Source organism: Variovorax sp. RTB1 (assembly GCF_035018765.1).
GTDB lineage: Bacteria > Pseudomonadota > Gammaproteobacteria > Burkholderiales > Burkholderiaceae_C > Variovorax.
Genome location: NZ_JASJXG010000019.1, coordinates 34,736 through 56,729, shown reverse-complemented (window position 1 = coordinate 56,729; position 21,994 = coordinate 34,736). Strand labels below are relative to the sequence as shown.

Below are 21,994 nucleotides of genomic sequence, written 5' to 3'. Positions count from 1 at the left end.
CCAATGTCCTAGCTTTCCAGGAGAAAGCCATGGCAGACAACCTCAACAACCGCGGCCCGCAAGACCGCAGCCGCATCAACGTGAACGAGGCGCACGAGCTGCGCTATTGGACGCAGACCTTCAGCGTCACCGAAGCCAAGCTCAGATCGGCCGTGGCTGCGGCCGGCGTCTCCACCGAGAAGGTACTGCGCTATTTGGGCAAGTGATCGGGGCAAGCGAGCCGCCTGGCACCCGCAGCGAATCAAGCGCCTTCGGTTGGCCTCGCCGATGCCGCCACCGCCGCCACTGCCGCCACGGCCGGTACCAGCAACTTCATGTTGATCGAATGCGCCGCGTTCAGCTCCAGCTGAACCGCCCGCGTTACCTGCATGAGCAAACGCAAGCGCCGGTTGCTGTCACGCAGCCGGTCGGAGAGGCCTTTCGAGATGGCCAGTAGCAGGCGTGCTGCCACCGTGGGATGGCCGTCGATCAATGACATCAGAGCCTCGCGCGACAACGTCGCGAGCTTGAGGTCGGTCAACGCGGTGCAGGTGGCTGAACGCGGCGCGCCGTCGAGCAAGCCCATCTCGCCGATCAGGCTGCCCGGGCCGATCACCGACACCACGATCTCTTCACCGGTCACGCCGGTACCGCTTTCGGCACGCACCTCGCCTTCGAGCACCAGCGCCATGTAGTCGGTGTCGTCGGCCTCGTCCTGTTCCATCAGGATCAGGCCGGCACGCACGAAAGCCGGCTCCATCGCATCGATGACGATGAGCGCGTCTTCGAGTTCGAGCTGGGCCAATGGCGCCGCGAGCATCAGCAGGCGTGCGGCGCGCTCGCGAAGATCGGGCCTCACCACGGAATTGTTCATTTGGCGAAACCTGGAGAAGTGATCGAAGCGTGGGCACCCTGCCCCGCCATGTTGGACAGGGTGGCTACGGGTAAGGCCCACACCGCCGCACCGCCGACACCGTGAAAGCGTCGACCCGCTGCCGCCTCCACCAGCCAGCCGCCAGTGAACTCGCCGAACGCCGGCAGGATGGCCTGGCGCGCCTCGCTGACGAAGCACGGCATGCGCAAGCTGTCCCTGCCGCGCCCGTACAGCTTGCACGCCGGATGCAGATGGCCCGCCAGAACGAAGTGCGTCGGGTGCGTTTGCGGATGGTGGCAGCAGGCGAACGGGCCGATGAGCCAGGGCTCGTCGACCACGTCGATGCGCAGCGACGCCGGCGGATCGCCCGCGCGGCGGTCGTGGTTGCCGCGCACCAGCGTCATGTCGATATCTGCATGACCGTCGCGCCAGACCTGCAGCGTGGTGAGCACGCTGCGCGCCTGCGCGGCATGCAGGAAGTCGCCGAGAAAAACGATGCGCCTAGGCGCGTGACGTTCGATCAGCGCGTCGAGTCTCCCGAGGTTTTCGAGCGTGGTGCCGCCCGGCACCGGCTGACCGAGCGCGCGGTACGTTGCGGCCTTGCCGAGATGCAAGTCGGCGACAAAGAGAACTTGCCCGGTGGGCCACCAGATGGCGCGCTCAGGAAGCAACTGCAGGGTTTCATCGGCCCATTGGACCTGGCAAGGAAGAGAAGCAGACACGAGCGGCGGGTTGATGACAGAGGCGATGGCAGCGGTGGAGGAAAGGCAGGAATCGGCGGAGCGTCAAAAGGGAGTGCAGTGTCTCAAATTGTCAGCAATTTGTGACCACGCATGGTTAAACTCGTTGCACTGCAGGAGAGCGGGCGTTCGTCAGAACGGCCCACCGAAGGCGCAAACTCCCATGAACGCTCAGGTAAACCGCACGCCGGTTGTGTACTGCACCTTTTGAAAAGCCGTCTGGAGAGCCGTCACGCCATGTGACGCACCGAAGGAGCAACTGCCGCAAGCCTCTCTTGCAGCACGAATCTCTCAGGTACCAAGGACAGGGGGAGCGGCCATTGAAATACTTTCAAAAGGTCTCCCCATGCGCGTGATCGTTCTCGGCGCCGGCTTGCTCGGCGTCACCTCTGCGTACTACCTCCAACAGCTCGGCCACGAAGTGACCGTGATCGACCGGCAAGCCACACCGGCCGCCGAAACCAGCTTCGCCAACGGCGGCCAGATCTCGGTCAGCCATGCCGAACCCTGGGCCAACCCGAGCGCACCGCTCAAGGTGCTGCAGTGGCTAGGCAAGGAAGATGCGCCACTGCTCTTTCGCATTCGCGCCGACATGCGCCAATGGCTATGGGGACTGGAGTTCCTGCGTGAATGCACGCCGGCGCGCACCCGGCACAACATCGAGCAGATCGTTCGGCTCGGAACCTACAGCCGCAGCATGCTGCAGGCGCTGCGGCGCGACGCCGGCATCGCCTACGACGAGCGCACACAGGGCATCCTGCATTTCTACACCGACGAAAAAGAGTTCGACGGCGCGTTGAAGCCGAGCGAACAGATGCGCGCCCTCGGTTGCGAGCGTCTGGTGATCTCGGCCGACGAGGCCATCAGGATCGAGCCTGCGCTGGCGCATGTGCGGTCACGCCTGGCCGGCGCCACGTACACGGCCGAAGACGAATCGGGCGATGCCAACCGCTTCGCACGCGAACTGGTCAAGCTCTGCGAAGTGGCGGGAGTCAAGTTTCTGATGAGCCACACGGTAACCGCGATCCGCCAAGCCGGCGGCAAGATCGAACATGTCGAAGCGACCGACATCGAAGGCCGGTTCCAGAAGTTGCAGGCCGATTCGTATGTGCTGGCGATGGGCTCGCTCAGCCCAATCTACGCCAAACCGCTCGGCATCCGACTGCCTATCTATCCGGCCAAAGGCTACTCGGTGACGATGCCGGTGAAAGACGCATCGAAGGCGCATCAGGTCTCGTTGACCGACGACGAATTCAAGCTCGTGTTCTCGCGCTACACCGCCGAAGACGGCCGCGGCGACCGCCTTCGCATCGCCGGCACCGCCGAACTCAACGGCTACGACCGCGACCTGAACCGCGTGCGTTGCGAAGCTATCGTGAAGCGCGTCGAAGACCTGTTCCCTGGCGCCGGCGATGCGACGCAAGCGCAGTTCTGGACCGGCTTGCGCCCGGCTACGCCGAGCAACGTGCCGCTGATCGGCAAGACCAAGCTGCCGAACTTTTTCCTGAATACCGGACACGGCACCCTTGGCTGGACGCATGCCTGCGGCTCCGGCAAATCGATCGCTCGCATCGTCAGCGGCCTGACGCCCGAAGTGGACTTCGCCTTTACGAAGGCTTGATGAGCTCCACCACACGGCCGTCGCCGATGAACGACTGACCGACCAGCATCCGGAAGCGCGTGTCTGCGGTGAACAGTGGCAGTGCCACGGATGGCGCCAGGAACTCGACCTGCACTGCGCGCGACTGCCCGCGTCGCAGCACCGCCGCTCCTTGCGGTAGCAGCCAGCGCGCCGAGAAAGCCTGGTTGTCGACGACGAATGCGCAGTGATGCTCGCCCTCGGCGATGGCCTTGTCTTCCGCCGGCACGCTGGCCGGACGCAAGGTAATGTCGACCAGCGCCTGCGGCTTGAACGCACTGCCGGCAACGAAAGTCGGCGGCAGCGTACCGGCAACCGTGGTCTGCGGCTTGCGCTTGATCCTGCCGATGAGCCAGCCGACGATGTTGCCGACGATCGGCACCCAGATCAACATCATCAGAGTGCCGACGTTGCGCAGCGCACCCGGCTCGGCGTAATGTCGGATGAAGGCACCGACGACCGCGGCACCGAGCAGGATGGCGACGATGAGCTGGCGGCGGAACTGGATGGAGGTGGTCATGCGTGCGGCATTTTGTGCCTCGACCGATGGGGACCATCGAGGCTAGAGCGGCGGCAATGGTCGCGACGGCTTGCGCTCGCGACGGGGTCGCTTCCGTGCGCCCTGGCCGTCGGCACTTTCGCCGCCGCTGTCGTTGCCGATCCCGCTGCCTTTGACCCTGGCCGGACGACGCTCGCTGCCGAACGCCAGCGTGCTCCTGACGCCCTCCACGCCGCCCACCGGCACCGCGCCACCCGCTGCCTTCTCCAGTTGCTCGACCATGCGCGCGATGCGGTCGGCCACGCTTTCGTTCGTGAGCTTTTCGCGGAAGCGCTCGATCATCAAAGGGAATGCGAACGGCGTCGGGCGCGCCAGCGTTTGCACGACCAGCTGCTGCGTATTCAAGCGCGCGAGGCTCACGCGCAAGCGGCCGATCTCCAGTTCCTGCGCGAGCAGTTCCTGCTCGGCCTGCAGCAGCAGCCGGTTCTGCGGATCGTATTTACGGAACACCTCCCAGAACAACGACGACGATGCCTGTAGTTGCTTGTTGCTGCGCTTCTCGCCCGGATAGCCCTGGAAGATCAGTCCGGACACGCGCGCGATTTCGCGAAATCGACGCTGTGCCAGCTCGCCCGCATTCAGGCTTTCGAGCACCTCGTGCAACAGCGTCGCCTCGTCCACCGGCGCAAGCACCTGTGGCAGCAGCGCCGGCCAGTCGACATCGGTGGCGCTGAGCAGCTCGAAGCCATAGTCGTTGACCGCGATCGAGAAGGTCCGCGGTGCCTGTTGCGCGACGCGCCAGGCGATCAGGTTCGCGAGCCCGAGATGCACATGCCGCCCCGCGAACGGGTAGAGAAAAAGGTGCGAGCCTTCGCGCGTCTTCAGCACTTCGGCCAGCAGGGTTTGCGGCGTCGGCAGTGCCGACCACTGCTGCTGGATTTCTAGCAGCGGGCGCACGCATTGCAGTTCGGGCGAGTCGTACTTTCCCTCGCCGGCCAGCGCGAGTTGCTGCACGACCGCATCGGCCAGCGTGGTCGACAGCGGCATGCGGCCCCCGTTCCAGCGCGGCACCGCCGGGCGCTTGCCCGAGGCGCGACGCACCCATGCGGTCATTTCGTGGATGCGCACGAGTTCGAGCATGCGACCGCCGAAAAGAAAGCAGTCGCCCGGCTTCATGCGCGCCGCAAAACTCTCCTCGACACTGCCGAGCTTGGCACCGCCGACGAACTGCACCGTCATGCTGGCGTCGCTCACGATGGTGCCGATGTTCATGCGATGGCGGCGCGCCAGCCGCGCATCGGGCACGCGCCACACGCCTTCGGCATCGGGCACGGCGCGCTGGTAGTCCGGGTAAGCAGCGAGCGACGGGCCACCCTGCCGCACGAACGCCAGGCACCAGTCCCAGCTCTCGCGCGACAGCTGGGCGTAGGCAGCGGTGCTGCGCACTTCGTCGTACAGGTCGTCGGGCATGAAGCCACCGCCCAACGCGACGGTGACCAGGTGCTGCACCAGCACGTCGAGCGGTTGCTCCGGCGTGCTGCGCGCCTCGATGTGCCCGGCCGCAATCGCATCGCGCGCCGCAGCGCCCTCCACCATCTCGATGCTGTGCGTCGGCACCAGGGTGATGCGCGACGGCCGCCCGGGCGCATGGCCCGAGCGCCCGGCGCGCTGCAGCAAGCGCGCGACGCCCTTGGGCGAGCCGATCTGCAGCACACGCTCGACCGGCAAAAAATCGACGCCGAGGTCGAGACTTGAGGTGCACACCACTGCGCGCAGCTCGCCGCTCTTGAGCCCCGCCTCGACCCACTCGCGCACCGCGCGGTCGAGCGAGCCGTGGTGCAGCGCGATCAAACCCGCCCACTCCGGCTTGGCTTCGAGCATCGCCTGGTACCAGATTTCCGACTGCGAGCGGGTGTTGGTGAACACCAGCGTCGTCTTGCTCGACGCGATCTCCTCGATCACCTGCGGCAGCATCGTGAGCCCCAGATGCCCGCCCCACGGAAAGCGCTCGGCGCGGCCCGGCAACAGCGAATCGATGACCAGCTTCTTCGGGACCTCTCCTTGCACCATCGTGCCTTGCGCGGCGCCGCTGCCGAGCAGCGTGCGCATCGCCTCGTCCAGATTGCCCAAGGTCGCCGACATGCCCCACACGATGAGTGCCGGATTCCAGCGCTTGAGCCGCGCCAGCGCAAGCTGTACCTGCACCCCGCGCTTGTTGCCGAGAAGCTCGTGCCACTCGTCGACCACCACCATCTTCACGCTGCCCAGCACCTCGCTCGCGTCCGCGCGGGAGAGCAGCACCGACAGGCTCTCGGGCGTGGTGACGAGCACCGTGGGCAAGCGGGCGTTCTGCGCTGCGCGCTCGGCCGAGGCCGTGTCGCCACTGCGTGCGCCGGCGGACCAGTCGGGCGCGAGTGCCTCGAGCGGCTGCTGAAGCGCGCGCAGCGTGTCGGCCGCGAGTGCTCGCATCGGGGTGATCCAGAGCACGGTGAGGGGGGGCGCTGTCTTTCGCTTCGATGCCCGTTCGGGCGAGTCAGGCGTCACGGACTTCTTCGGCTTGGCGGCCTTCGGCGGAACTGCGAACGCGAGCAGTGCGCCGAGCCAGACCGCATACGTCTTGCCCGCGCCCGTGGTCGCGTGAAGCAGGCCGGATTCGCCGGCGGCGATGGCCTTCCAGACTTCGCGCTGGAACTTGAAGGGTTTCCAGCCGCGGGCCTGGAACCATTCGCTCAGCATGCGCGGGCTCAGCACGGGCAGCTTACGGCTTGCGAGCCCTGTACCCTCGACGTTGGCCAAAACCATTCGGCTAGGCAGGGTTCGACCGGAACGTGAGTTCGCAGTTCGGCGGTTGGATACCAAGGGGCGCGTAAAACCCAATGATCAAGAGGACGGGTACGCCGCGAAACGCGATCTCAAGATGTCGAGCCTCTGCGCTGTGAGGCGTGAAGGCGCTGGTCATATGAGCCAAACCTTTATTTGCAGATTGAAAGATCAGGCACAACGCAGCCTCCGCTTCCGTCTCTGGGCCAGGGTAGGCGGCCAAAGCCTGCTCCCTGGTCAGCATTGATAACGCCGAAAACTGCTCCACGCCCAGATCGCCATTCCTACGATTGGGACGGTTCGAGATTCCGGGGCTTGACGAGTTCGTCCCCTGCAAGCCGAGGAACTCCAAGATGGCGCGACAGTGGATGACTGCCGCTTCTATCGCCGCATTCGTAAACCCGGTAGCCTTGCCGTCAACGACCTGCCTCCCATCGAAAAAAATCTCCATGGAAGGGACTTCTTCCCAAGACATGTGATGACGCAAGGCTAGACGGCCGATCGCAATCGCCTCCATGCGGTATGCCAACGATGCCAAAACCTTGGAATCCGGAGCGGTCATTCGAATTGCCTTACCCGTTCGTTACTGATACAAAAAAACAGCGCTGAATCGCGATGCCAGCCACGGGTACTCGTGCGCTCGGCCATCAGGCCGACCCCGGCAGCAACGCCCCCAACGTCTCCAACGTATCTGCCTCCTCCACCGGCTTGTCCTCCCGCCACCGCAGCATCCGCGGGAAGCGCACGGCGATGCCGCTCTTGTGCCGCGTGCTCTTCGCGATGCCCTCGAAGCCGAGCTCGAAGACCAGCGTGGGCTTCACGCTGCGCACCGGGCCGAAGCTTTCGATGGTGGTCTTGCGGATGACGGCGTCGACGCGATTCATCTCCGCATCGGTAAGGCCTGAATAGGCCTTGGCGAAGGGCACGAGCTTGCGGTCTTCCTGCTCCGGCGGACCATCCCACACGGCGAAGGTGTAGTCGCTGTACAGGCTGGCGCGTCGCCCGTGGCCGCGCTGCGCGTAGATCAGCACGGCATCGATGCTGAGCGGGTCGATCTTCCACTTCCACCAAGTGCCGACGTCCTTGGTGCGGCCCACGCCATACGCGGCGTGGCGCTGCTTGAGCATCATCCCTTCCACGCCCATCGACCTGGCGGCTTCGCGCTGGCGCGACAGGTCGGCCCAGCCGTCGCCGGTGAGCGTCGGGCTCGCGATGAGTTGCGGGTGCTGTACCTCGGTCAGGAGCGCGTCCATCGCCATGCGGCGCTGTTCCTGCGGCAGCGCGCGCAGGTCCTTGCCTTGCCATTCGAGCAGGTCGTAGGCGAGCAGCACGACCGGGATTTCGCGCAGCAGCTTGGGGCCGAGCGTCTTGCGGCCGATGCGGCGTTGCAGTTCGGCGAAGGGCTGCACTTTGTCGTCTCGCCACACCACGATCTCGCCATCGAGCAAGGTGCCATCGGGCAGCGCCTCGCCCATGGTCGCGAGCTCGGGGAAGCGGTCGGTCACGAGTTCTTCGCCGCGGGACCACAGCCAGACTTGGCCGGCGCGCTTGACCAGCTGCGCACGGATGCCGTCCCACTTCCACTCGACCAGCCAGTTCGCGGGCGCGCCGAGCAGCGCGTCGAAGCGCTCGACCGGTTCGTTGAAGGGATGCGCGAGAAAGAACGGGTACGGCTGGCCGCTGGTCTGCTGGTTCTGCTCGCCATCGCTTTCGGGCGCGATGAGCGTGGCGTAGTCGCGCGCCGTGGGTTGTCCTGTGATGTGGGTGTAGCCCATCAGCCGCTGTGCCACGCGCTTGGCATCGATGGCGCCGACCGCCGCCAGCGCCTGCGTGACCTGCAGCCTCGACACCCCGACGCGGAAGCTGCCGGTCATGAGCTTGAAGTAGACAAGGCGCTCGTCCGTCGCGAGCTGCCGCCACTGCGCGCGCAGCGCGTCCGCGAGTTCGTCGGCCGCCGTTTTGCGCAGCGGCAGCAAGTGCTGTTCGATCCATACGGAGAGCCCGAGATCGTGCTGCTCGGTCGGCGGCGGCAACAGCAGCGCGATGGTTTCCGCAAGGTCGCCGACTGCTTCATAGCTTTCGTCGAAGAGCCATTCGGGCAAGCCTGCGGCCTCTTGCGCGAGCAGCCGAAGCAGCTTGGTCGGCACCAGTTGGCGTGGCTTGCCGCCCGCGAGAAAGTAGACCGCCCACGCGGCGTCTGCTGGTGCAGCGGCTTGCAGATAACGCTGCAGAGCGGCCTGCTTGGCGAGGCTCGAGGTGGTCGCATCGAGCTCGCGATAGAGCGCAGCGAATGCCTTCACTGCGTTTCTCCTTCCCCCGCTGGGGTAAGGCTGGGATGGGGGCTCTCCGCCTTGTCCGCCACATCCTCATCCCCGTATTCCGTCTTGAACCCCTGCGCTTCCAGCCCGTTGTCGGTGAGCCAGCGCACCAGCACCGCGACACTGCCGTGCGTCACGAACACGCGCTCGGCGCCGGTGCCGGCAATGGCCTTCTGCAATCCCGGCCAGTCGGCGTGATCGCTCATGACGAAGCCGCGGTCGACACCGCGACGGCGGCGCGTGCCGCGCAACTGCATCCAGCCGCTCGCGAACGCATCCGAATAATTGCCGAAGCGGCGCATCCACGGCGTGCCCTGCGCCGACGGCGGCGCCAGCACCAGCGCGCGCTTGAGCATCTGCGGGTTCACTTCGGGGTCGCTCACGCGCAGCGTCGGCGGCAGCGCGACGCCGGCGGCGCGATACACCGCATTCAGCGGCTCGACCGCGCCATGCACCACGATCGGCCCGATTGACGGGTCCGCACCGTGCAGGATGCGCTGCGCCTTGCCGAAGGCATAGCAGAGCAGCACCGAGGCGCGGCCGTCGTCGGCATTGCGACGCCACCAGTCGTTGATGTCGGCACTCAGTTGCGCCTGCGTCGGCCAGCGGTAGATCGGCAGGCCGAAGGTCGACTCGGTGATGAAGGTGTCGCACGGCACCGGCTCGAAGGGCGCACAGGTGCCGTCGGGCTCTGTCTTGTAGTCCCCCGACGCGACCCACACGCGCCCGCCATGTTCGAGGCGGACCTGCGCGGAGCCGAGCACGTGGCCGGCAGGGTGGAGCGAGATGCGCACGCCGTTGTGCTCTATCGCTGCGCCGTAAGGCAGGGTCTGCAAGTTGATGTCGGCACCCAGCCGAGTTCGCAACGTGCCCTCGCTGTCGGTCTGCGCAAGGTAGTGGCCGTGGCCGATGCGCGCGTGGTCGGAGTGCGCATGCGTGATGACGGCACGATCGACCGCGCGCCACGGGTCGATGTAGAAATCGCCCGCCGGGCAGTAGAGGCCCTCAGGACGGGCCACCACCAGATCGTCGGGGCGCGAGGCGAAGCTCATCGGGGTAGCGGGCACGTGCATGTATGCGCAATCGTAGAGGCAGCCCGGCGCTCGCGGGCCGATGCGCGGCCGCGAAGCGCTGTGGGCACCGGACTACGTTCATCGCGCATTCACTACGTCGTCGGTTGAACTTCAGCCGGGTGGTGCAGCAAACGCTGCGCGTGATGAACGTACTGCCCGACCTCGCGGTGGCGTCGCAGGCGCACGGAGCGCCAGTGGCTCAAGACGTCTCAGTCAAGCTTGATATTGGCAGTCTCGACCACTTTGCTCCATTTCGGAATTTCCTTTTGCAACAGCGCAGCGAAGGCCTCAGGCGTGCTGGCGACCACTTCGACGCCCTGGTCTCGGAACAGCTTGACCACCTCGGGGTCACGCAGGATGCGGACGATGTCCTGGTTAGCCCGCGCTACCGATGCCCTGGGCGTCCCGGCCGGCATCTGCATTCCGAACCACACATTGACCTCGTAGCCCGGCACGCCGGCTTCAGCGACGGTCGGCACGTCGGGCAACAACGCAGCGTGCTCGGCACCGGTGACGGCGATCGCCTTCAGCTTGCCGGCCTTGATCTGCTGCATCAGGTTGGGCACGTTGTCGAACAGCACGTCGATCTCGCTGCCGAGCATGCCCATGACCGCGGGCGCGCTGCCCTTGTACGGCACATGCGTCATGCGCGTGCCGGTCATGCTCATGAAAAGCTCCATCGACAGGTGGTTCGACGAGCCCGAACCCGTCGAGCCAAAGTTGAGTTTGCCGGGGTTCTTCTTGGCGTAGTCGATGAGCTCGCGCACGTTGTTCACGCCTAGGTCGTTGCGGACCACCAGCGCGTTCTGCGTGCTGCCGGCCCACACGAGCGGCGTGAAATCCTTGACCGCGTCGTAAGGCAGCTTGCCGCCGTAGAGTGCCGGCAATGCCGAATAGGGCAGCGGCGTGATGAGCATGGTGTAGCCATCGGCCGGCGCCTTGGCCGCCAGGTTGTTACCGAGCACCGTGTTGCCGCCAGGCCGGTTGTCGACGATGACCGACTGCTTCCAGACCTTCGACAGACGATCGCCGACGGTGCGCGCCAGTGTGTCGTTGAAGCCGCCGGGCGTGTACGGCACGATGATGCGCACCGGCTTGCTGGGGTAGTCGTCGGCCGCGGCAGTCGCACCGCCCATCAGCGCAGCCATGACGCCGAGGCACAACGGCGCGAGCACCTTCGATAAGTTTTTAAGCATGGTGTTGTCTCTCGTTTTGTCTTGCGGTTCTTGTTTTTCAGAACTTGACGACGTAGCCCGGCCCGTCCTGCATGGGGTACTTCTCGAAGATCGACTCGTCCACTTCGATGCCGATGCCCGGCGCGCTAGGCGGTTCGACGCAGCCGTCGGCACCGATCGTGAAGGTCGTGCCGAACATGTCGCGAAATGGATTGAACTTGGACACGCAAGCTTCGAAGTAGCCGGCGTTTTCAGTGGCCGCCAAAAAGTGCAGCGTGGCTGCGTGATTGAGGCCGGTCGCCGAGCTGTGCGCATGCACCGGAATGCGAAAGGCCGAGGCCATCGCCGCGATGCGCACGCCTTCGGTGATGCCGCCGCTCTTCGACAGATCGGGCTGCCACACCTGTACCGCGCCCGCGTCGAGCATCTGCCCGAACTCGAAGCGCGTGAAGTGGTTTTCACCGGCCGCGAGCGGCACCAACGGCGTGATCTTGGCGGCCTCGCGGTAGGAAGCGAAGTCGTTGCAGGCGAAGGGCTCTTCGAGCCAGCCCGCATGGATGTCGGCCAGGGCTGGCAGCACGCGGCGCACATCGGCGATGGTGTAGGCCGTGTTGGCGTCGGTCAGGATGTCGATGTCGTCGCCCAGCACCTCGCGCACCTTGCGCACGCGAGCGATGTCGTTCTTGACGTTGTCACCGACGCGCAGCTTGACCGCCTTGTAGCCTTGCTCGACATAGGACTGCGCTTCTTCGGCCATCGACTCGGCCGGCTGATAGCCGAGCGCGATGCCGCCCGCGTACGCCGGTATGCGCCGCTTGCTGCCTCCCAGCAGTTCGTACAGCGGCATGTTGGCGGCCTTCCCGCGAATGTCCCACAGCGCCATGTCGATGCCCGACAGCGCCAGGCAGGTGCCGGCACCGAGACCGTGGCTCGACAGCTGCATGCGGTGCACGCGCTGCCAGGCGCCGACGCAATCGGTCGCCTGCATGCCGAGCAGCAGGGGCTGCAATGTGTTGTGCACCAGGCTGACGATGGCGCCCGGGCTTCGGCCCGGATGGGCCTCGCCGTAGCCTGTGATGCCTTCGGATGTTTCGACGCGGATGATGATGGTGTCGCGCTTGAGCGTGCTGCCGATGCCCATCGTGACCGTCTTGCCTTCGGGCAGGCGATATGACAGCGGAATGGCCGTGATGCGGGTGATCTTCAACATGCTTGTCTCCTGAAATTTGGCCTCTGTGAGCCTTCCAAATTCTGGGACACGCCCGCTGCGAATTACAGCGGGTAACTATCGAAGCGGACTACTTTTTCTTGCCCACCATCTCCAGCACATTCATCTTCATCCCGTTCGACATGATCATGTCGCCAGGCTTCTGGTCGGCCTTGCATGGGCCGACCCACTTGGCATCCATCGCCGCCTTTCCCTCGGTTTTTCCCATGAAGGGCGGCTGGTACGTCGACGTGCTTTCCATGCGGTAGCCGGTGCTCAGGTCGCCCGTGACAACGGCGTGCGTGGTTGCAATGCTCGTACCGACCTTGCACACCGAATCGATGACCGTCGTGCTGCCCGCTTTGCGCATGTCCTGCTTCGAGCAAGCGTCCTTGCCCGTGCCCATGCCTTGCGCCATGTCGCGCATCGCCTGGTCGCTGCTCGCGTCGATGCACTGCTGGATGGTCTGGTCCGCGGCAGCGGCAGTGCCGTCGCCGATCTTCATTTCCCAAAGGCCGGGCTTGCGCGCGGGGTAGTCGATGGCAAACGCAGCTGTCGCGGTGATGCACGACAACAGGCACAGTGCCGCGACGGGCAAACGAATCTTCATGGAGGACTCCGAACGATGGAAGCAATCAGAACTTGTACCGCGCTGCTCGATGCCGCGAAATAGTGCGATCGGCCTAGCTCGGCGCGACAGCCATTGTCACCAAGCCGTCCACTTGGCGTCGCTGGCGGCCGATGCAACAGTGCGCTCGATGAAACGCACGCCGCGTGCGCCGTCTTCCACGCGCGGATAGTCGGCCGTCATCGCGTCGGCGGTCGTGCCCGCGAGTCTGGCGCGTATGTCTGCTGAGATGCCCGCATAGACATTGGCGAAGGCTTCGATGAACCCTTCCGGATGGCCACTCGGCAGCCGGCTCGCGCGCCGTGCCGATTCGCACAACCACGGCGAGCCGCGCGTCAGGATCTGCCTGGGTCCCTCGTGCGGCAGATGCACGAGCTGGCTCGGCTGCTCTTGCCGCCACTCGATCGTGCCGAGCGTCCCCGACACGCGCAGCCGCAAGTCGTTTTCGACGCCCGTATTGACCTGCGACGCGATCAGCACGCCGCGCGCGCCACCGGCAAACCGCAGCAGCAGGCTGCCGTCGTCGTCGAGTGCACGGCCCGGCACCAGTGCCGAGAGATCGGCACAAAGGGCTTCGATTTCGAGACCGGTGACCGTCGCGATCAGGTTCTCCGCATGGGAGCCGATGTCGCCGATGGCGCCCGCTGCGCCGCTCCGCGCCGGGTCAGTGCGCCAGTCGGCCTGTTTGTTGGTTCCGCCGGCTTCGAGCTGCGTCGCGAGCCAGCCTTGGTTGTATTCGACGACCACCTTGCGCACCGTGCCGAGCTGACCCGCGCGCACCATCTCGCGTGCCTGGCGGACCATCGGGTAGCCGGTGTAGTTGTAAGTCACGCCGAACACCGTGCCCTGCCGCTGCACCGCTGCAATCAACGCGTCGGCCTGCGCCCGTGTGTGCACCAGCGGCTTGTCGCACACCACGTGAAAGCCGGCGTCGACGAAGGCCTGCGCCACCGGAAAGTGCACGTGATTGGGCGTGACGATCGAGACGAAATCGATGCGCTCATCGATCGGTCGCGTGAGTTCGTCGGCGAGCAGGCTTTGCCAGTCGCCATGATTGCGATCGTCGGCCAGGAACAGGTCGCGACCCGATGCGTGGGCCTTCTCGGGGCTGGACGACAACGCACCCCCCACGAGGTCCACTTGCCCATCGAGCGCGATGGCCTTGCGGTGCACCGCGCCGATGAAGGCATCGCGGCCACCGCCGACCATCGCGTAGCGCAGCTTGCGAAAATTTTCAGAGATCATGTTCGCGAAGTGCGCAAAGTCTGCATCGGACCAAGATCAGAACGGCGAATCAGGATGGTAGAAATCCTTGGCGTTGTCCTTGGTGATGAGCACCGAAGGAATGATCGTCGTCGCCGGCAGCTTCTCGCCCTTGAGCCGCGCTTCGGCCGTGAGCTTGATCGCGTCATAGATGAACTTGGGCGAGTAGCTCACGTCGGCCTTGATGCGCGGGTCGCTGCCGTCCATGATGGTCTTGACTGCGCCCTTGGCGCCGGCGCCACCGAAGATGATCTTGATATCCGTGCGCTTGGCCTGCGCAATGGCTTTTTCGACGCCCACCGCCATGTCGTCGTCGGCAGCCCAAATGGCGTCGATTTCCTTGAAACGCGTGAGGTAGTCCTGCGTCACCTTGAAGGCATCGTCGCGGTTCCAGTTAGCGTACTTGGCGTCGAGCAGCTTCACGTCCGGACTGCCCTTGAGCACCGCGTTGAAGGCGTCCATGCGTTCGTTGTCGAGCGTGGTCGCGATGCCGCGCAGTGCGACCACGTTGCCCTTGCCGCCGAGCGTCTTCACGATGTACTCAGCCGGGATCTTGCCGAAGGCCGTGTTGTCGCCCGCCACGTAGGCGTCTTGCGCGCTGGTGTCGGTCAGGCCGCGGTCGACCACGGTCACGTAGGCGCCCTTGGCCTTGACCTGCGCGACCGGCTTGGTGAGGGCCGCAGACTCGAATGGGAACACGACCAGCGCGTTGATCTTGGTGACCGTCGACAAGTCCTGCAACTGGTTGGCCTGCTCCGGCGCGTTGGCCGCCGTCTTGATCGTGATCTTCAAGTCCTTGTGTGCCTTTTCCAGATCCTTCTTCGCCTGGTTGGCCCAGTAGTTGATGCCGCCCATGAAGCTGTGCGTCGCTGCCGGAATGGACACGCCGAGGTTGACCTTTTCGTCGGCGAACGCGGGTGTGCTGGCCAGCCCGATGGCGGCTGCGGCCACGGCCGTGAGCGCAATGCGTCGACTGAAATTTTGGCTCATGTGTTGGGTGATGTTTGTCATGCTGGATGTCTCCTTTTGGTTGATGAAACGGGAACGGAAAACGGAAGCGAAATCGAAAATCGAACTAGCGACGACCGCGCTGCAGGAACGCGACGCTGATGATCACGAAACCCTGCACCGCCGCGTTGAGATACACGCTGATGACGCTGGTGAGGTTCAGGATGTTGCTGATGACCGAGAGCAGGATGGCGCCGATGACCGTACCGGTGATGCTGCCCGCGCCGCCTTTCAACGCCGTGCCGCCGACGATCACGGCTGCGATGGCTTCGAGCTCCCACAGCAGGCCGGTGGTCGGCGAAGCGGAGCCGAGACGAGGCACGTACAACAGCGTCGCGATGCCGACGCACACGCCGAGCAGCACGTAAGTCAGGATCTTCACGCGGTCGACATCGACAGCGGCGTAGCGCGCCACTTGTTCGTTCGATCCGATCGCCTGCACGTAGCGGCCATACGCCGTGCGGTTGAGGATGATGCCGCCGATGATGGCGACGATCACGAAGACCCACACCGGGATCGGAATGCTGAAAAGACTGGCGTAGTACACCGGTGCATAGAGGTCCGACAGGTTGTTGTCGAGCGTGAGTGCACCGCCGTCGGCGAAGTAGGTGAGATAGGCGCGAAAGATGCCAAGGGTGCCGAGCGTCACGATGAAAGGTTCGATGCGCCCCTTGGTGATGAGCAGGCCGTGCGCCAGCCCGAACACGGCGCCCAGCACGACCGCCAGCACCGCGCCCATGACCACCGCGAGCAGGGGCGAGCCGAATGCCGGTCCGGCCCAGTTGATGAACATGATCACGCTGCCCGCGATCAGCGCCGCCATCGAACCGACCGACAAGTCGATGCCGCCCGAGATGATGACGAAGCACATGCCCACCGCGATGATGCCGATGAAGGCAGTGCGCGTGAGCACGTTCATCGCGTTGTCGACGGTCGCGAAATCGCTGTTGAGCGCCGTACCCACGATGCAAAGGAGCACGAGTCCGAGCACCGGACCGACGGCGCGCAGTCGCTCCGTCCAGCGCGGCCGGGCCTCGGCGCGATGGGTCGACTCGGTCGATTCAGTCAGCTTGGGCGGTGGCATTTGCGGTTCCGGTGGCATGAGCGATCAGCTCCTCTTCTGTCAGCTGCTCTGCGTCCAGCGTGGCGACGATACGGCCTGCGCGCATCACCGCCACGCGGTGGCACAGGCCGATCAGTTCCATCAGTTCGGACGAGATGACGATCACCGCGAGCCCTTCACGGGCGAGTCGCTGGATCAGGAAATAGATGTCGCGCTTGGCGCCCACGTCGACGCCGCGCGTCGGCTCGTCGAGCACCACGACCTTCGGGTGCGGCTGCAGCACTTTGGCGAGTGCCAGCTTCTGCTGGTTGCCCCCCGACAGCGAGGACGCCTTGACGTCGGGTGAGCCGGTGCGAATGCCAAAGTCCTTTATCGCCTCGGCCAGCGCCGCGCGCTCCACATCAGGCTTTAGCCACGGCTGGGCGTAGCGCTCGAGCGCCATCAGCGTGAGGTTCTGGCGCAGTCCGAAATCGACGTGGAGGCCCTTCCCCTTGCGGTCTTCGCTGAGGTAGGTCAGCCCATGCTTGGCAGCATCGCGCGGGTTGCGCCATCCGGCGGCGCCGGGCACCGGCTTGCCGAGCATCTCCACGCTGCCGCTCGCGGGCCGCAAGCCGAGTAGACCTTCGAAGAGTTCGGTTCGACCAGCGCCGACAAGGCCGGCGAAGCCGAGGATTTCGCCGGGGCGCACTTCGAAGCTCGCGCCCTGCGCCCAACCGGGCACGCTGAAATTGCGCACCGTCATCGCGGGCGCATCGGCCGTCACGACCACGTCGCGCGGAGGGTATAGGTCCGACAGTTCGCGGCCGACCATGAGGTTCGCCATTTGATGGCGTGTGATGTCGGCCGTCAGCGAGCGCGCGACGAATCGGCCGTCGCGCATCACGATCACTTCGTCGGTCACGCGCTCGACTTCATCGAGCTTGTGCGAGATGTAGACGATGGTCACGCCATCGGCGCGGAGCTGCGCGATGAGCTTGAAGAGGCGCTCGGTTTCGCCGGGCGTGAGCGTGGCGGTTGGCTCGTCCATGATGAGCAGGCGGGCGCGACGCGCGACGGCCTTGGCGATCTCGACCAGTTGCTTCTCGGCGACGATGAGGCGGCGCACCTTGGTCGTCGGGTCGACCCGCAGTCCGACCTGCGCGAGTGCAGCGGCAGCGTCTCGCTCCATCGAGGCGTCGTCGAGCAGCCAGCCTCTTTTTTTCTCGTGCCCCAGGAAGATGTTTTGCGCGACGCTCAAATCTTCAGCGAGGTTGAACTCCTGGTGGATCAGCACGATGCCGAGCGCCTCGGCGTCTCTCGAGCTTGCGAATACCTGCTGCGTGCCGTTGACGCGCAATGCGCCGCCGGTCAACGGCTCGTAGCCGGCCAGGATCTTCATCAACGTCGACTTGCCGGCGCCGTTTTCGCCGAGCAAGCCGTAGACGCGACCAGGTGCCAGGGCGAAGCTCACGCCGTGCAGCACCTGCACCGCGCCGAACGCCTTGACAACGTTGTCGAACTCGACGGACACGCCAGAACCACTGATCATGGCGCCACTCCACGCACCCTGAGCGTCTCTTGCATGGCCAGCACGCCCGCGCCGATCAAACCGCCCTGGGTGCCCAGCGGCGTGTACTGAATTTCGAGGTGGCGCGTCGAGAGCGCCAGCGACCGCTGGTAAACGCTCTGACGGACCGACGCCAGAAAGAGCGGGCCGATGCGCGTGATGCCGCCGCCGATGAACACGTGCGATGGATTGAAGAAGTTGACGACCGACGCCAGCATCTGGCCTATCAAACTTCCGGCGCGCTGGATGATGGCGTTGGCCGCAGCGTCGCCTTCGCGGCTGGCGTGGCCGACGTCGAGCGCTTCGATCGTTCCGTGGGCACGCAGGCATTCGGCCAGCGCGGTGCTCTGGCCCGCTTCCGCCGCCGCCACGGCCATGCGCGTGATCGCCGGGCCCGCCGCCATCACTTCGACACACCCGAGGTTGCCGCAATGACAGCGCGGCCCTTCCTGGTCGACGCAGATGTGGCCGACGTCGCCCGCTGCACCGGCAGCACCGCGGTACACCTCGCCGTGGCACACGATGCCGCAGCCGATGCCGGTGCCGACCTTGATTACGAGAAAGTTGGAGAGCGAGCGTTGCAGGCGCCAGAGTTCGCCGAGCGCCATCAGGTTGACGTCGTTGTCGACGAAGACGGGTGCGGCATAGTCTTCGCGCAGGTAGTCGCGGATCGAGAAGCTGTCCCATGCCGGCATCAACGGCGGGTTGACCAGTTGACCGTTCTCGAAGTTGACCGGACCAGGCACACCGATGCCGATGCCAATCACCTCTTTGGCGCTGCTGCCGCAACGCGTGAGCAGCTCGCGCATCAAGGTGCGCACGCGGGCCAGTAAGACGCCGGGGCCGTCGCGCACATCGGCCGGCTCAGAGTGGTGCGCCAGCACAGCGAGGTCGGGTCCCAGCACGGCGACGTCGATGCTGGTCGCGCCGATGTCGATGCCGATGAGCACGCCGAGCGCGACGTTCAGTTGAAGGTTCTCTGCGCGGCGGCCGCCGGAGGATTTTTGCAGTCCCGACTCGGCGAGCAGCCCTTGATCGACCAGCCCGGCGATCAGCGCATTGGCTTTGCTTTTGGAAAAACCAAGGCGCTCCGCCATGCCATGACGCGAACCGCCGGTCGACCAAAAGGTCGTCTCCAGCAGTTGCATCTCGTCGGCGGTGAGTGCGCTCCAACGTGCCAAGCGTTGTGTCTCCATGTCTCGTTGCGCCGGTCTTGATGCCGGGCGAACGCGAATATTAGAGGCGTGGCTTCAGCCAGACAAGGCTGAACTTCGGATATGTTTAGTTCGAAGTGTTGCGGTAGGACCCGATTTGGGGCGGCCACGAAAAAGCCGCCCGCAGGCGGCCTGATCTCAAGTATGCGTGACGATCACTTCTTGTCGCGGTATTTGCGCAGTGCCGCGAGTTGTGCCGCCATGACCGCAAGCTCCGACTGCGCCATCGCGATGTCGATGTCAGTCTTGGCGTTCTTGAGCGCTTCTTCGGCAGCTGCCTTGGCGACGTTGGCCTTCTCGTCATCCAGGTCCTTGCCGCGGATGGCGGTGTCGGAAAGCACGGTAACCGAGTGCGGCTGCACTTCGAGAATGCCCCCCGCCACGAAGACGAACTCTTCGCCGCCGTCGGCCATCTCGATTCGCACGGCCCCAGGGCGGATGCGCGTGATCAGCGGCGTGTGGCGCGGAAAGATGCCGAGCTCGCCGGCTTCACCGGGCAGCGCGACGAACTTGGCTTCGCCCGAGAAGATCGATTCTTCCGCGCTGACCACGTCCACATGAATAGTGCCTGCCATGGTGATTCCTTGTTAAGCGACCTTCTTGGCCTTTTCGAACGCCTCGTCGATACCGCCCACCATGTAGAACGCTTGTTCCGGCAGGTGGTCGGCTTCGCCGTTGACGATCATCTTGAAACCACGGATGGTCTCGGCCAGTGGCACGTATTTGCCCGGTGTTCCGGTGAACACTTCTGCCACGTGGAACGGTTGCGAGAAAAAGCGCTGGATCTTGCGGGCGCGGGCCACGGCGAGCTTGTCGTCCGGTGCGAGTTCGTCCATGCCCAGAATCGCGATGATGTCGCGCAGTTCCTTGTAACGCTGCAGCATGCCCTGCACGGCGCGGGCCGTGTTGTAGTGCTCTTCGCCGACCACGTTGGGGTCGAGCTGGCGTGAGGTCGAATCGAGCGGGTCCACAGCGGGGTAGATGCCGAGCGAAGCGATGTCACGCGACAGCGCGACGGTCGAATCCAGGTGGGCGAAGGTGGTGGCAGGCGACGGATCGGTGTAATCGTCGGCTGGCACGTAGACGGCCTGGATCGAAGTGATCGAGCCGACCTTGGTCGACGTGATCCGCTCTTGCAGGCGGCCCATTTCTTCAGCCAGCGTGGGCTGGTAGCCCACGGCGGAAGGCATACGGCCCAGCAGTGCCGACACTTCGGTACCGGCCAGCGTGTAGCGGTAGATGTTGTCGACGAAGAAGAGCACGTCACGGCCTTCGTCGCGGAACGATTCTGCGATGGTCAGACCGGTCAGCGCCACGCGCAGACGGTTGCCCGGAGGCTCGTTCATCTGGCCGTAGACCATGGCCACTTTCGACTCCTCGAGGTTCTCGAGGTTCACGACGCCGGAGTCGGCCATCTCATGATAGAAGTCGTTGCCCTCACGGGTCCGCTCGCCCACACCTGCGAACACAGACACGCCCGAGTGGGCCTTGGCGATGTTGTTGATGAGTTCCATCATGTTCACGGTCTTGCCCACACCGGCGCCACCGAACAGGCCCACCTTGCCGCCCTTGGCGAAAGGGCAGATCAGGTCGATCACCTTGATGCCGGTTTCCAGCAGGTCCTGCGACGGCGAAAGCTCGTCGTAGGCAGGCGCCTTGCGGTGGATCGATGCGGTAAGTTCCTGGCTGACCGGGCCGCGTTCGTCGATGGGCGCGCCGAGCACGTCCATGATGCGACCGAGCGTGGCCTTGCCGACCGGCACCGTGATGGGCGCGTTCGTGTTGGTCACGATCAGGCCGCGGCGCAGGCCGTCGGACGAACCGAGCGCAATGGTGCGCACGATGCCGTCGCCGAGCTGCTGCTGGACTTCGAGCGTCAGCGCGCTGCCGGCGAACTTGAGCGCGTCGTAAATCTTCGGCATCTGGTCACGCGGGAATTCCACGTCGACCACGGCGCCGATGCATTGAACGATCTTGCCTTCTGCGATTGCTTGAGCCATGTGTGCTCCGATAAAAGTTGTTTGTTTGAGAACGTCGACTGAAGCGCTGAGACTTAAACGCCGGCGGCGGCTGCCGCACCTGCGACGATCTCGGACAGTTCTTTGGTAATGCCGGCCTGACGCGTCTTGTTGTAGATCAGCTTCAGCTCGCCGATCACATTGCCCGCGTTGTCGGTTGCTGCCTTCATCGCGACCATGCGCGCCGAATGCTCCGACGCCATGTTCTCGGCAACCGCCTGATAGACCAGCGATTCGACATAGCGAACCAGCAACTCGTCGATGACGCTCTGCGCATCGGGCTCGTAGATGTAGTCCCACGAATGTGCGCCCGGCTCGGTTTGAAGCGAATCGACGGCCAACGGCAGCAACTGTTCCACCAGCGGTTCTTGCTTGATGGTGTTGATGAACTTCGTGTAGCAGAGGTACACCGCCGAGATCTTGCCTTCGGCGTAAGCGTCGAGCAGCGTCTTGACCGGGCCGATCAGCTTGTCGAGGTGCGGCACGTCACCCAGATGGGTCACATGCGCCACGACGCGCGCGCCGATGCGATTCAAGAAGCCGAGCCCCTTGCTGCCGATCGCGACTGATTCGATGGCGATGCCGGCGTTTTGCGCCTCGCGCAGCTTCACGGTCACTGCACGCAGCAGGTTGGTGTTCAACCCGCCACACAGGCCCTTGTCGCTCGTCACGATGATGAAACCGACCGCCTTGGCCTCGTTCGTCTTCATGAACGCATGCGTGTATTCCGGGTTCGCCTTGCCGAGATTGGCCGCGATGTTGCGGATTTTTTCGCTGTAGGGGCGAGCGGCACGCATGCGTTCCTGCGCCTTGCGCATCTTGGAAACCGAGACCATTTCCATGGCCTTGGTGATCTTCTTGGTGTTCTCCACCGATTTGATCTTGCCGCGGATTTCCTTACCTGCTGCCATGTCAGTTCCTTGTCGTCAG

The 21,994-nt window shown here is 64.7% G+C and carries 20 protein-coding genes and 2 riboswitches; of the genes, 2 read left to right on the top strand and 18 right to left on the bottom strand.

Annotated features, from left to right (window positions below):
- The first annotated feature begins 29 nt into the window (after positions 1-29).
- Positions 30-206 (top strand): DUF3606 domain-containing protein, encoded by a 177-nt coding sequence (locus QN397_RS13875; protein WP_323501159.1) that lies wholly within the window; start codon positions 30-32, stop codon positions 204-206.
- 35 nt (positions 207-241) lie between these two features.
- Here QN397_RS13875 and QN397_RS13870 read toward each other — a convergent pair whose 3' ends face one another.
- Both QN397_RS13870 and pdeM read right to left on the bottom strand, forming a co-directional pair.
- A complete protein-coding gene (locus QN397_RS13870; RefSeq protein WP_323501158.1) occupies positions 242-853 on the bottom strand; it encodes a cyclic nucleotide-binding domain-containing protein in 612 nt (203 codons plus the stop codon).
- On the bottom strand, positions 850-1,575 hold the full coding sequence (pdeM, locus tag QN397_RS13865; RefSeq protein WP_323501157.1) for a ligase-associated DNA damage response endonuclease PdeM: 726 nt from the start codon (positions 1,573-1,575) through the stop codon (positions 850-852). The genes QN397_RS13870 and pdeM overlap by 4 nt, the downstream gene beginning before the upstream one ends.
- 122 nt (positions 1,576-1,697) lie before the next feature.
- Positions 1,698-1,790, top strand: a riboswitch (glycine riboswitch).
- A 12-nt stretch (positions 1,791-1,802) separates the two neighbouring features.
- Positions 1,803-1,911, top strand: a riboswitch (glycine riboswitch).
- A 28-nt stretch (positions 1,912-1,939) separates the two neighbouring features.
- Here pdeM and QN397_RS13860 point away from each other — a divergent pair.
- Positions 1,940-3,214 (top strand): D-amino acid dehydrogenase, encoded by a 1,275-nt coding sequence (locus QN397_RS13860; RefSeq protein ID WP_323498750.1) that lies wholly within the window; start codon positions 1,940-1,942, stop codon positions 3,212-3,214.
- Here the strand turns inward: QN397_RS13860 and QN397_RS13855 are convergent.
- The 16 genes from QN397_RS13855 to atpG all read right to left on the bottom strand — a co-directional run bounded on the left by QN397_RS13855 (position 3,201) and on the right by atpG (position 21,975).
- A complete protein-coding gene (locus QN397_RS13855; RefSeq protein WP_323501156.1) occupies positions 3,201-3,752 on the bottom strand; it encodes a hypothetical protein in 552 nt (183 codons plus the stop codon). The two genes, QN397_RS13860 and QN397_RS13855, sit on opposite strands and share 14 nt — an antisense overlap.
- A gap of 42 nt (positions 3,753-3,794) precedes the next feature.
- Complete coding sequence (locus QN397_RS13850; protein WP_323501190.1) at positions 3,795-6,467, bottom strand: ligase-associated DNA damage response DEXH box helicase; 2,673 nt, start codon at positions 6,465-6,467, stop codon at positions 3,795-3,797.
- Between the two features lie 70 nt (positions 6,468-6,537).
- Positions 6,538-7,113 (bottom strand): hypothetical protein, encoded by a 576-nt coding sequence (locus QN397_RS13845; protein ID WP_323501155.1) that lies wholly within the window; start codon positions 7,111-7,113, stop codon positions 6,538-6,540.
- A gap of 85 nt (positions 7,114-7,198) precedes the next feature.
- Positions 7,199-8,851 (bottom strand): ATP-dependent DNA ligase, encoded by a 1,653-nt coding sequence (locus QN397_RS13840; RefSeq protein ID WP_323501154.1) that lies wholly within the window; start codon positions 8,849-8,851, stop codon positions 7,199-7,201.
- Positions 8,848-9,921, bottom strand: a complete 1,074-nt coding sequence (locus QN397_RS13835) for a ligase-associated DNA damage response exonuclease (RefSeq protein ID WP_323501153.1) — start codon at positions 9,919-9,921, stop codon at positions 8,848-8,850. The genes QN397_RS13840 and QN397_RS13835 overlap by 4 nt, the downstream gene beginning before the upstream one ends.
- A 230-nt stretch (positions 9,922-10,151) precedes the next feature.
- Positions 10,152-11,138, bottom strand: a complete 987-nt coding sequence (locus tag QN397_RS13830; protein WP_323501152.1) for a tripartite tricarboxylate transporter substrate binding protein — start codon at positions 11,136-11,138, stop codon at positions 10,152-10,154.
- Positions 11,139-11,175: 37 nt separating this feature from the next.
- The gene (locus QN397_RS13825) at positions 11,176-12,324 is read right to left on the bottom strand and encodes a mandelate racemase/muconate lactonizing enzyme family protein (RefSeq protein ID WP_323501189.1); all 1,149 of its coding nucleotides are present in this window, start codon (positions 12,322-12,324) and stop codon (positions 11,176-11,178) included.
- Positions 12,325-12,415: 91 nt separating this feature from the next.
- Entirely contained in the window at positions 12,416-12,934 is a 519-nt protein-coding gene (locus QN397_RS13820; RefSeq protein WP_323501151.1) for a DUF3617 domain-containing protein, read from the bottom strand.
- 96 nt (positions 12,935-13,030) lie between these two features.
- Positions 13,031-14,197, bottom strand: a complete 1,167-nt coding sequence (locus QN397_RS13815) for a Gfo/Idh/MocA family oxidoreductase (RefSeq protein ID WP_323501150.1) — start codon at positions 14,195-14,197, stop codon at positions 13,031-13,033.
- A gap of 36 nt (positions 14,198-14,233) precedes the next feature.
- Positions 14,234-15,205, bottom strand: coding sequence for a substrate-binding domain-containing protein (locus tag QN397_RS13810; RefSeq protein WP_323498790.1), 972 nt, complete (start codon positions 15,203-15,205; stop codon positions 14,234-14,236).
- An 85-nt stretch (positions 15,206-15,290) separates the two neighbouring features.
- On the bottom strand, positions 15,291-16,307 hold the full coding sequence (locus tag QN397_RS13805) for an ABC transporter permease (RefSeq protein WP_323501149.1): 1,017 nt from the start codon (positions 16,305-16,307) through the stop codon (positions 15,291-15,293).
- Positions 16,285-17,814 carry a sugar ABC transporter ATP-binding protein gene (locus QN397_RS13800; RefSeq protein ID WP_323501148.1) on the bottom strand — a complete coding sequence of 510 codons (1,530 nt, stop codon included), beginning with the start codon at positions 17,812-17,814 and terminating at the stop codon, positions 16,285-16,287. The genes QN397_RS13805 and QN397_RS13800 overlap by 23 nt, the downstream gene beginning before the upstream one ends.
- Positions 17,811-18,980, bottom strand: a complete 1,170-nt coding sequence (locus tag QN397_RS13795) for an ROK family protein (protein ID WP_323501188.1) — start codon at positions 18,978-18,980, stop codon at positions 17,811-17,813. The genes QN397_RS13800 and QN397_RS13795 overlap by 4 nt, the downstream gene beginning before the upstream one ends.
- A 221-nt stretch (positions 18,981-19,201) precedes the next feature.
- Positions 19,202-19,621, bottom strand: a complete 420-nt coding sequence (locus tag QN397_RS13790) for a F0F1 ATP synthase subunit epsilon (protein WP_187054010.1) — start codon at positions 19,619-19,621, stop codon at positions 19,202-19,204.
- A 12-nt stretch (positions 19,622-19,633) separates the two neighbouring features.
- Complete coding sequence (atpD, locus tag QN397_RS13785) at positions 19,634-21,046, bottom strand: F0F1 ATP synthase subunit beta (protein WP_187054009.1); 1,413 nt, start codon at positions 21,044-21,046, stop codon at positions 19,634-19,636.
- A 53-nt stretch (positions 21,047-21,099) separates the two neighbouring features.
- Positions 21,100-21,975, bottom strand: a complete 876-nt coding sequence (gene atpG, locus QN397_RS13780) for a F0F1 ATP synthase subunit gamma (protein ID WP_187054008.1) — start codon at positions 21,973-21,975, stop codon at positions 21,100-21,102.
- Positions 21,976-21,994: the final 19 nt, after the last annotated feature.